The following is a 10,828-nucleotide window of genomic DNA, read 5'->3' as shown; positions in this document are numbered from 1 at the left end:
AACCCACCTCCCTCATGGTGAGCTATCCTGAGCTAGTCGAAGGGCGAACCACGCACCACATGACTGCCAATCCTATTACCGCCGAACAGCTGTTGGCTTTCCATACAAATAGGCGATGCGCTCTATCGCCTCCGATAAAGGCTCTAGTGTTACGCTCATTGTATGGCCGCTTGCGTGAAGCAGCGTGGAATGGCTGGCCATGATGCCCACATGGCCTTTCCAGAATACGAAATCGCCGCGCTTGAGATTCTTGTAATGTTCATCGGGCTCGATCAATTCGCCGACAGATCCCTCCTGCAAGTCCGTGTCCCGCAAAACGCCTTGACCGGTCATCAACAGAGACAGTTGCACCAGACCTGAGCAATCAATGCCAAAGCCGGAAACGCCTCCCCAAAGATAGGGCGTGTGCATAAGGCTTTCGGCCACGGCGACATGGTCCTGTGCCACTTCATCAATAGGCACGAGATGCTTGGCAATGACCGCCTCACCGCTTGGCAGCATGGCGTAAAGCGTGCCGCGACGCTCCTGCCCGCCAGTGATTGTCACGAGGGAACCCATCGATAAGGCCCGGGATCGCGGATAACGCAGATCGGAGCCGACATAAACGAATGTACGGGGGGCAATGACAATATGCGTCGCTTCATCGGCGCGGCGATCAAGCGATGTATCCACCACATAACCGACATAACCATCGCGCTCGTTCTGCACCCAGCACCAGCCATTATCGTCTTCGAAAACAAGGACATCATCGCCGTAAAGAAACTGCGTTGTCATGCCTGCATCGCCGCGCGGCTCGGAACGGACATCCACCACAGGGTCGGCGATGCGCATCGGCTTGCCTTCGACGAAGCGCTCAGCCTCGACAAGCCCGCGCAGACTTTCGTCGGCAAGATCAGGCCTATATGCATTCAGCCGCTTGTCGAGTTTCTCGGGTGATTTCAAAGTGGCAATCCTCTCGCTTTGGCGATCACAAGATCACCGAGCCTTTCAACATAGAGCGCACCTTTTACTGTTCTCTTGACGAGAACGTTGCGCTTGTCCTTTTCGTCACGGTGACGATCAACCAAACCATAGGCGCCCATTGTGTCGAGAGCACGGGTGATGACCGGTTTTGTTACGGCCAGCTTTGCAGCCATCGCGCGGATCGTGTGCGGCGGCGGCTCCAGATAGATCGTAAGCAGGATTGCAAGCTGGCGCATGGTCAGATCATGGGCGTCATCACGCACTTCTGAAAGGGCGATTTCCTTCCACAATGTCAGTGCCTGCAAGGGCTTGAGTTCAAGCATGAACGGCTTCCGCAATCATTTCGGTTCCGTTCCATTCTACTCTGTCACATTTGCGATGCAAGCCGCTCAACTTGCTGGATAGCGTTCTTTCAAAAGACGGTAAAGCGCCCTTATGGCTTGGGCCTCTCCGCCAATGGGTGAATGCGCTTTCTCTACCGGGTTCCAGCCAAATATATCGAAATGGGCCCAAGTCTTCGTCTTGGTCACAAAGCGCTGCAGGAACAAGGCGGCCGTAATCGAGCCGGCAAACCCATCCGTGGTGACATTGTTCATGTCCGCGACACGCGAGGAAAGCTTGGCCTCGTAAGGTGTCCAAAGCGGCATGCGCCAAACCGGATCGGCAACAGCGGTTGCACTGGCAGCCACGTCCCAGGCAAAAGCATCATCGTTGGAGTAAAATGGCGGCAGGTCGGGTCCAAGCGCCACACGTGCAGCACCGGTCAACGTCGCCATGTCGATGAGAATCTCAGGCTCTTCTTCATCGGCAAGCGCCAGCGCGTCGGCCAGAACCAGCCGGCCCTCTGCATCAGTATTGCCAATTTCTACCGTCAACCCCTTGCGGCTGGTCAGCACGTCGCTCGGCCTGAAAGCATTGGCAGCTATCGAATTTTCAACAGCCGGTATTAACAGCCGCAGGCGCACCGGCAATTTCGCGTCCATGATGAGTTGCGCAAGCGCCAGTACATTGGCTGCGCCGCCCATATCCTTTTTCATCAGAAGCATGCTGCTGGCTGGTTTGATATCCAGACCGCCCGTATCGAAACAGACGCCCTTTCCTACCAGAGTTACTTTCGGCGCGTTCTTTTTTCCCCATTCCAGATCAATCAGCCGGGGTTCCTCGCTGCCAGCGCGCCCTACCGCATGGATCATAGGAAAGTTCTTCTTCAACAGGGCATCGCCCTTTACGACATTGACCGAGGCTTTATGCTCGTCGGCAACATCGCGGACTGCAGCTTCAAGCGCAACCGGCCCCATATCATTGGTTGGCGTATTGATGAGATCGCGCGCGAGGGCGACTGCCTTGGCCAAGCGCTTTACATCTGCCTTGTCCGCGCCTTCGGGCAGCGTCAGGTTGATGCTTGTCTTGTCCTTTTTGGTGTAGCGGGTGAACTTGTATCCTCCAAGAAGGAAGCTCAAAGCTGTCAAATCAGGTTCGTTAACAGCGCCTGCAATATGCCAGGCCCCTTCCGGCAAAGCCGTTGCAAGTTTCCCCGCTGCAAGTCGATTTTCGTCCTTACCCAAACCGAAGAGCGCACCAGCAATTTCGCCGTTCACGCCAGGAACCGTCAACACACGTCCAGCCTGTCCTTCAAAGCCATTTGCTTTTGCCCAGCTGAGTGTTGCGCTTTCAAGACCGGCTGTTTCCAACTCGCCCTTGCGTACAAACCATATGGGTTTGCTGTCACGCGACTTTCTCGCTGTAATTTCGGCGGCCATGGGTTTCTCCTGATCAAACTTCTGCATCCCGGATCGACGTTGTTAAGAGTCCATTAGGGTTAACAGATTATTTCTTTCATACGGGAATGAGTCGCAGACGATAAACTGCGCGTGGGGCAAATTATGACAGGTCCAGCTTTTATTCAACGTAAGCGCAGTTTCATTTTGTCAGTAGCGTTAATCGCTCTGTTGAGCGGCATATCCGGGTGTTCCACCACGGATAAAACGACGACCGGTTCCATAAGTCCGGCGGCCAGCAGTTCACCCACAATGCCAGCCGGCAATTTCGACCAGATGAACCAGCAACAATTGATGCAGGCATCGACTAGTCTTGGAACACGCTATCAAAGCAATCCGAAAGATAAAGCGACTGCAATCAATTATGCCACTGTCCTTCGCATGACAAATCGGAGCGATCAGGCATTGGCTGTCATGCGCAGTCTTGCCATCGCCTATCCCAAAGATCGCGATGTTCTGGCGGCCTATGGCAAGGCACTGGCGAGCAGTGGCCAGTTTGAAGCCGCGCTGGACTCTTTGCGCCGGGCGCAAACACCGGAATATCCGGACTGGAGATTGCTATCGGCTGAAGGCGCAATCCTCGACCAGCTCGGCAAGACTGGAGAAGCGCGTGACCTCTACCGCAAGGCCTTGCAGGTCAAGCCCGATGAAGCTTCCATCCTTTCCAACATGGGGATGTCCTACGTTCTCTCGGGCGAGCTGAGTACAGCTGAAACCTATATGCGTAAGGCAGTTGGTGCACCGGGTTCGGATAGCCGTGTTCGCCAAAACCTCGCGCTTGTTGTCGGCTTGCAGGGTCGCTTCGATGAAGCCGAACAGATTGCCAGTCAGGAGCTTTCCGCCCAGCAGGCAAAAACAAATGTTCAGTATTTGCGGTCCATGCTCTCGCAGCAGAATTCATGGAACATGCTCAAGGACAAGAAGTCGCCGAAAGGCTGATCGTCTGATCTGCGACCTCCGGTATATAGCGGCTTCCACCGCTATTTCGCTGTGGCGTGACCGAAAATGCCGCCTTGCGCGTTGATCTGGATGATTGCCGGGCCAAGAATGACGCAGAACAATACCGGCAAAAGAAACACGATCATGGGCACCGTAAGCTTCGGCGGCAATGCGGCTGCCTTCTTTTCCGCAGCCATCAATCGCATTTCGCGGCTTTCATCTGAAAGCACCCGCAGCGCTCCACCAATCGATGTGCCATAGCGTTCAGATTGTGTCAGCGCCTGCACCACCGATTTGACCGTTTCCAGCCCGGTACGCAGGGCCAGGTTTTCATAGGCCTGACGACGCTCAGACAGAAATGATAGCTCCGCATTGGTCAGAACAAGTTCCTCGGCAAGCTCAGCAGATTGGACGCCAATCTCCTCCGATACTTTTTTGAATGCCGCCTCAATCGACATACCGGATTCGACGCAGATTAACAGAAGATCAAGCGCATCCGGCCATGCGGCCTGTATCGCTGTCTGACGTTTGGTTCCGGCATTCTTCACGTAGAGATTGGGCAAATAGAAGCCGACATAGGCCCCGGCGAAACATGCGGCCATCCGGACAAATGTGTTCTGATGGGCAAGCCCCCCCATCGCGAATATCCAGAATGCAGCAATTCCGAGCGTCAGGAAAGGCAAGCCAAAACGGGCCGCGAGAAAAATGTTGAGAGCATTTTGCCCGCGAAAGCCAGCAATCCGCAGTGCCCCTGCGGTTTTCTCATCCGCCAGGGCACGTTGAAGATCAAGTCGTTCCACGAATTGGCGAATGCCTTCCCGCTCAACCCGGCGTAGAGAATTCGAAGAGCTTTTCCGCTTGCTATCGCTTTCTGTCGCCAATCGCGCTCGTTCGCGCGTGCGGATCTGATCCCGTTCCAGTGCAACGGACTTCATTCTCGATTTTAGCGTGGAGCCAGAAAACACCGGCATGAGCAGCGTCACGATTGTCCCGAAAATGGACACTGCCACCAAAACAGCAAAAATGAAGGCTGGATCGTGAATGGCTTTGGTGAAGGTGTTGATCATGGCATACCCACGCTACTAGAATTTGAAGTTGATCATCTTTTTCATGATCATGATGCCAATCGACATCCACGTCCCTGCACATGCCAGAACGAAATTCCCGCTGGAAGTTGTGAAAAGGATCATAATGTAATCGGGGCTTGTCAGATAGACCAGCGCGGCGACAACAAAGGGCAATGCGCCAATAATATAAGCAGAGGCTTTCGCTTCCATTGAAAGCGCCTGTACCTTGGCCGCCATCTTCTTGCGATCGCGCAAAACCCGCGAAAGATTGCCCAGCGCTTCTGAAAGATTGCCACCGGCCTGTGATTGTATCTGGATGACGATGCCGAAGAAGCTTGCTTCCGAACAGGGCATATATTCTGACATGCGCATAGCGGCATCCGGGATGCTTATCCCCACCTGCTGCTGGTCGACGATGCGCCGGAATTCGGTCTTCACCGGCTCGTGCGCCTCCTGCGCAATAAGCCGGATACCGTCATTCAAGGGTAGGCCCGAACGAATGGCCCGGACAATAACGTCGATGGCGTTCGGAAATTCATGCAAGAATGCCTTGATCCGCCGGCCACGACGAAAATAGACATACCAGCGTGGCAAGCCCACTGTTCCGGCAATGAAAAGCCCGGGCAGCAGATAAAGCGGCGAGCCAAAGAACAGCCCCAGCACCGCAACGACGAGTCCGGCTATCGCTGAATAAAGATAGAAACGCGATGGAGACACGCGCATGCCCGCCTGCTGAATAAGCATTTTCAGCGGAGGTGACTTGATATTCTTGTCGCGCAATTTCTGGCGCTGCTCGATATCTTTCAGCGTATCTTGAACTGACTTGCGACGCTTGTTCGCCTCGGCCTGCTTGTCACGTATGGCGAACTTGCCAAAAGACTCGGCATTGGCCAATTTGATCGTGCTGAGACGTTCCTCGGTTTTCTTCTGACGCGCCATCGAGTCAAAGAGGAAGACATAGGCCAAGGCAGCAAAAGTGAATGCCACCAGACCGATGAAGGCCAGCTGTGTCAGATCAAGCCCGGCCATTCGACTGTCCTTCTATACGGGCTAAGCTCATAGCTTGGCCTTTTCCATGGAGTCGAGTGCGTTGGCGAGCCGCCTGTCTTCATTGTAATACCGCGCCCTCTCCCACATATGCGGCCGGCTGATCCCCGTAGAGACATGATGTCCGGTAAGCTTGCCATTGGCGTCCTCGCCGGTAATCTCATAGGTCAGAAGATCCTGCGTAATGATCACGTCGCCCTCCATGCCTATGACCTCGGTCACATGGGTAATCCGCCGTGAACCGTCGCGCAGGCGAGCCGCCTGAATAATGATGTCGACCGAACCGACGATGATTTCGCGCACTGTTCGCTGCGGCAACGCAAAACCACCCATGGCGATCATCGACTCGATACGGCTCAGACACTCGCGTGGACTATTGGAGTGGATCGTACCCATGGAGCCGTCATGGCCGGTATTCATGGCAGACAAGAGGTCGAAAACTTCAGGCCCGCGTACTTCGCCGACAATGATCCGTTCGGGGCGCATGCGCAGGCAGTTTTTAACGAGGTCTCGCATGGTAATTTCGCCTTCGCCTTCGAGGTTAGCGGGGCGTGTTTCGAGGCGTACCACATGCGGCTGCTGTAATTGCAATTCAGCTGAATCTTCGCAGGTGATGATGCGCTCATCCTTGTCGATGTAATTGGTCAGGCAATTCAACAGCGTGGTCTTGCCGGAACCCGTGCCGCCGGAAATCACGATATTGCAGCGGACACGTCCGATAATTTGGAGAAGCTCGGCTCCTGCCGGAGAAATAGCTCCAAACCGCACGAGTTGATCCAGCGTCAGCTTGTCCTTTTTAAATTTGCGGATTGTCAGAACAGGGCCATCAATGGCCAGTGGCGGAGCAATCACATTGACGCGCGAACCATCCGGCAGACGCGCGTCGCATATCGGGCTGGATTCATCGACACGCCGCCCCACCTGGCTGACAATGCGCTGGCAAATATTCAAAAGTTGCTGATTGTCACGGAACCGGACACCAGATTCCTCAACCTTCCCGAGAATTTCGATATAGGTCTTGCGAGCACCATTGACCATGATGTCGGAAATCTCATCGCGAGCCAGCAATGGCTCCAGCGGACCGTATCCCAGCACATCGTTGCAGATATCGTCGAGCAGTTCCTCCTGCTCCGAGATCGACATGGCAAAATTCTTGATTGCAATAATGTCATTGACGATATCGCGGATTTCTTCGCGCGCCACTTGCGGATCGAGCTTCGATAATTGTGCCAGATCAATCGCATCGATAAGAGCGGTAAAAACCTGCGACTTTGTATCGTAATAGGCCTCGTTTCTCTCGCGCACCGGCATGGCGATCTTCGGCACCTCTATCGGTGAGCGTTTGGGCTCCAAAATATCGCGCGGCAGCCGTCCCGCCTCCGGCTTGATTGACGCGAGGGGTGGTGTTGGAGCTCTGAACTCACTTGGCTGGGCATTACCGCGTTTACCGAACATGATGTCGCTTTACCTGCTCACAACTATTTCTTGCGTTTTAACTTCGAGAACACCGAACCCAAACCGGCCTTCTTCCGCGGACTGACCTTTTGCCGTCCTGTCAGAATATGGGCGATCTCATTGATGCTCTGGACCACTGGATTTGCTGGCTCCGTTTCACCCAGCATGCGTCCATTGTTGGAAGCCTGACCGAACAGGCCGGGGTCAAAAGCGATTGTCGCGATGGCCTTGAGTCCAAGCGGGCTGCAAAAATCAGTGGGAGCTATCTCCGGACGTTTTGGAATACCCACCTGATTAAGAACAAGCTGCGGCGGCGTATCGTTCGGACGCAATTGCTTTAAAGCGTCGATGAGATTTTTCGTGTTGCGCAGATTGGCAAGTTCCGGCGATGCGACAATAACCACCTCATCTGCGCGGGCCAGCGTCGTGCGTGTCCAGCCGTTCCATGTATGCGGAACATCAAGGATGACATGTGGAACCGAACGCTGCGCTATGTCGATCAGATGCGCAAATGAGTCATCGCGAAAATCGAACACGCGTTCCAGACTGGATGGAGCTGCCAGGAGCGAAAGATTTTCGGCACATTGTGCCAGCAACCGATCAAGGTAAACGTCGTCGATGCGTTCGGGGGAAAACACCGCTTCCGCGATACCCTGAGCCGGATCCTGATCGAAGTTTATATTCGCCGTGCCATAGGGTAAATCCATATCGGCAATCACGACTTCGCTTTTAAATAGCGAGGAAATGGCCCAGCCAACATTATGAGCAATGGTCGAAGCGCCGACGCCGCCTTTTGCACCGATGAAGGCAATCGAACTACCCAGCGGCTTCAGGCCCGGATCGCTGTACAAACCGCCAATGACGCCGATAATATCCGATAGATCGATCGGGGCGACCATATATTCCGAAATGCCGTTGCGCATCAGTTCGCGATACAGCCACACATCATTGTAGTGACCGATAATGATGACTTTGGTGCTCGGGTCGCAAACTTCTGACAGGGCAGCCAATGCCGCAAGCATTTCCTTGGGCGCCGCGCCTGTTTCCAGCAGAATGAGGTTTGGCGTCGGCACCGTTTGGAAAAGTTCAACGGCAGTTTCCAGCCCGCCCATATGAATCTGGGCATGAGTTTTCGCCATGCGGCGGTCGTCACGCGCGCGAGACATTTGCTCAGCAACCGCTTCCGTTTCGCAGAATATCTGTATCGAAATGCGCGGAATCGGCCTGTGGGCATTCAGCCGCCCTACATGAGCGACACGGTTTGCCTCTTCCAAATATGGGTCTGTGTCCAAGGCCAATTGACTCATTGTCGTTTCCACCGGTGGGATTAATAGGTTACTTCCATTTCGGGCTTGTAGACCCATGTTGGCGCTTTACGGTATCCATCAATGACGGTACCGCGCCGCTCCGCATCAATCGGCGAAGATGCCCGCGGTCCGAGCAAGTCGGCGGGATTGGCAATCTGCGCAGCAAGGTTATTTTGGCTGGCACAGCCAAAATTCGCGTAGTGTTTATTGTCTGCCGTATCCAAAATATCTTTGGGCCACTGGCCACATTGATTTGTCGAGGCAGTCATCGCCGAATAGGACAAACGCACGGGCGCAGAAGCTCCCGGGGCTTGGTATGTTTCGCTGGAAATATTGAACGGCTTCACACCACCACGCCTCAAAGTAGCGGTAATATCGTTACGCAACGCTGCCGCCGCACGCTCATTTGGCGAACCGGCAGGCGTCAGAATATGAATAACGCCGGATCCGTTGGCGTGGTAGTTGCTGATGACCCGCTCCACGATGCTGCGCTGCGTAATGGACAAGCGCTTATCTGCATGGCCGACAGGAATGTCTGCAACTTGTTCCTGTTCGGAAATGACGATGGGATGGTTCGTACGATAATCGTCCGGAATGCTGCCGGTCGTATTGCTCTTTGATGCGCATCCCGCCAGCAAAGCCATGGCGAGGATAGCCAGTACAGTCTTGCAATACGAACGCTTTGCGGTGTCGAACATGATCCTGTCCTTGTTCATTTGTAGATATATCCGACATTGCCCTCGTAACGGGCATCAGGCAGTTTTGCCTCTCTGGACCCGTAGACGCGGTTAACCTGGCCGAGGAATATCCCGGCCGCATCGCTGGCCAGATTAAGATTGTCATCCGGTCTCGCCAGCGCAGTGCGCGCCACCGGGCGAACCAGATAAGGCGTGATGATGACGACCAGTTCGGTTTCGTTTCTTACAAAATCACGGCTGCGAAAAAGAGTTCCGAGGATCGGAACCTTTGCCAATCCGGGAAAGCCGGAGATTGCCTGTCGTGACTCATCCCGCATCAATCCGGCGATCATCATGGAACCGCCAGAGGGAAGTTCAACCGCCGTATCGGCAAGCCGCTTGCGGATTGAGATAAGGTTGGCGTTAGGCTCCCGGACAGAAGTTCCAACGGTGAGCGATCCTTCAACCGTAGGTTCTGAAACGGATGTCCGCACTCTCAGACTGATACGCCCGGGTGAAAGCACGACGGGCAAAAACTCGAGAGCAATGCCATATTCAATTTTTTCATGCTCGCGGGTGATCTGTCCCTTATCGTCGACTTCCTGCCCCGACAGAACATTGTACTCGCCGCCTACTTTGAACGTGGCTTTCTCTCCGGAGATGGCGGTCAATGTAGGCTCGGCCAGCGTCTTCATGACGCCTGCCAGTTCCATGGCATTCATGTAGGCCCCAATGGACGTGTTCCCGATGGAGCCGGATAGACCCAGACCTGAGCCGCTCAAGGTCTGCCCCAGTCCCGTGGCGTTTTGCGATATGGCGCCATACTCGATGCCGTTGCTTGAGCCCGAGGCAACCAGATTGACACCAAGCTGTTTCATGACGGTGCGACTGACTTCAGCCACGGTAACTTTAAGCGTCACCTGATCTTCACCGGCAATTTGAATGAGATTGACGATCTTGCTCGTCCGGCGCTCTTCGTCCTGGTCACCGACAACGACGCTCGTACCGCCATTGCCCGCACTAACCGAGGTTTGGGCGTATTGGCCCGTCGTGGCTTCACCACCTGAAACCAAAAGATTGGCAAGTTCTGAAGCGCGTTTGGCATCAAGCGGGGTCTGCACCGTTCCCGTAAGAATGACATTGTCATTCATCAACTCGACCTTGATATCGGAATCCGGAATGTACTTTTTCAGACTGCCTTCCAGACCGGCCACGTCGCGTTCAATCACCAGATCGAAGCTGGCGAGCTGCTCGCCATTGGGGCCGAAAACGAAAACATTCGTTTGGCCGACCTGCTTGCCAAACAGATAGATCCGCCTTGCTGTGCGGGTAACCGCATCTGCAACACCCGGATTGGCAACCAGAATGTCATAGGCATCGGCTGGAAGATCGACAACCAGCGACTTGTTGAGGCCAAGATTGATGCGTTTGGCCTCGCCATGCCCCTGATTGAGTCGAACGACATTACTCTGTGCTGTTGCTGGGCTATGCACAGCTATTGACGCGAGCAAACAGCCCATGGCCGCTGCTGCAAATTTTGCTGCTATCGAACTCTTATACTCGCGTGAGAAAACCCTGCCTGGCTTGTTTGCCAT

Annotated in this window: 10 protein-coding genes; 1 reads left to right on the top strand and 9 read right to left on the bottom strand. The window is 54.4% G+C overall.

Going from position 1 to position 10,828, the window contains the following annotated elements:
* Nucleotides 1-75: 75 nt before the first annotated feature.
* From AC6CHM_RS09045 to AC6CHM_RS09035, 3 genes are all read right to left on the bottom strand, one after another.
* A complete protein-coding gene (locus tag AC6CHM_RS09045; protein ID WP_498172783.1) occupies nucleotides 76-942 on the bottom strand; it encodes a C40 family peptidase in 867 nt (288 codons plus the stop codon).
* Nucleotides 939-1,286, bottom strand: coding sequence for a MarR family transcriptional regulator (locus AC6CHM_RS09040; protein ID WP_115051373.1), 348 nt, complete (start codon nucleotides 1,284-1,286; stop codon nucleotides 939-941). The genes AC6CHM_RS09045 and AC6CHM_RS09040 overlap by 4 nt, the downstream gene beginning before the upstream one ends.
* A 66-nt stretch (nucleotides 1,287-1,352) precedes the next feature.
* Nucleotides 1,353-2,723, bottom strand: coding sequence for a M17 family metallopeptidase (locus AC6CHM_RS09035; protein WP_115051374.1), 1,371 nt, complete (start codon nucleotides 2,721-2,723; stop codon nucleotides 1,353-1,355).
* Between the two features lie 123 nt (nucleotides 2,724-2,846).
* Here AC6CHM_RS09035 and AC6CHM_RS09030 point away from each other — a divergent pair, with 123 nt between their 5' ends.
* Nucleotides 2,847-3,680, top strand: a complete 834-nt coding sequence (locus AC6CHM_RS09030) for a tetratricopeptide repeat protein (RefSeq protein ID WP_498172781.1) — start codon at nucleotides 2,847-2,849, stop codon at nucleotides 3,678-3,680.
* Nucleotides 3,681-3,721: 41 nt separating this feature from the next.
* Here the strand turns inward: AC6CHM_RS09030 and AC6CHM_RS09025 are convergent, their stop codons facing one another.
* Genes AC6CHM_RS09025 through AC6CHM_RS09000 form a run of 6 tightly spaced genes read right to left on the bottom strand, consistent with a single transcriptional unit; the run spans nucleotide 3,722 to nucleotide 10,828 of the window.
* Nucleotides 3,722-4,747 (bottom strand): type II secretion system F family protein, encoded by a 1,026-nt coding sequence (locus AC6CHM_RS09025; RefSeq protein ID WP_336440657.1) that lies wholly within the window; start codon nucleotides 4,745-4,747, stop codon nucleotides 3,722-3,724.
* A gap of 15 nt (nucleotides 4,748-4,762) precedes the next feature.
* Nucleotides 4,763-5,776: a type II secretion system F family protein gene (locus AC6CHM_RS09020; protein ID WP_115051377.1), complete on the bottom strand. Its 1,014-nt coding sequence runs from the start codon at nucleotides 5,774-5,776 to the stop codon at nucleotides 4,763-4,765.
* A gap of 27 nt (nucleotides 5,777-5,803) precedes the next feature.
* Nucleotides 5,804-7,249 (bottom strand): TadA family conjugal transfer-associated ATPase, encoded by a 1,446-nt coding sequence (locus AC6CHM_RS09015; protein WP_307282447.1) that lies wholly within the window; start codon nucleotides 7,247-7,249, stop codon nucleotides 5,804-5,806.
* 23 nt (nucleotides 7,250-7,272) lie between these two features.
* On the bottom strand, nucleotides 7,273-8,556 hold the full coding sequence (locus tag AC6CHM_RS09010) for a CpaE/TadZ family protein (protein ID WP_115051379.1): 1,284 nt from the start codon (nucleotides 8,554-8,556) through the stop codon (nucleotides 7,273-7,275).
* Between the two features lie 20 nt (nucleotides 8,557-8,576).
* On the bottom strand, nucleotides 8,577-9,254 hold the full coding sequence (locus AC6CHM_RS09005) for a CpaD family pilus assembly protein (RefSeq protein WP_498172776.1): 678 nt from the start codon (nucleotides 9,252-9,254) through the stop codon (nucleotides 8,577-8,579).
* Nucleotides 9,255-9,268: 14 nt separating this feature from the next.
* Entirely contained in the window at nucleotides 9,269-10,828 is a 1,560-nt protein-coding gene (locus AC6CHM_RS09000; RefSeq protein ID WP_498172775.1) for a type II and III secretion system protein family protein, read from the bottom strand.

This window comes from Phyllobacterium sp. GQ127, assembly GCF_059758635.1.
This window is presented reverse-complemented; position numbering and strand designations above follow the sequence as displayed.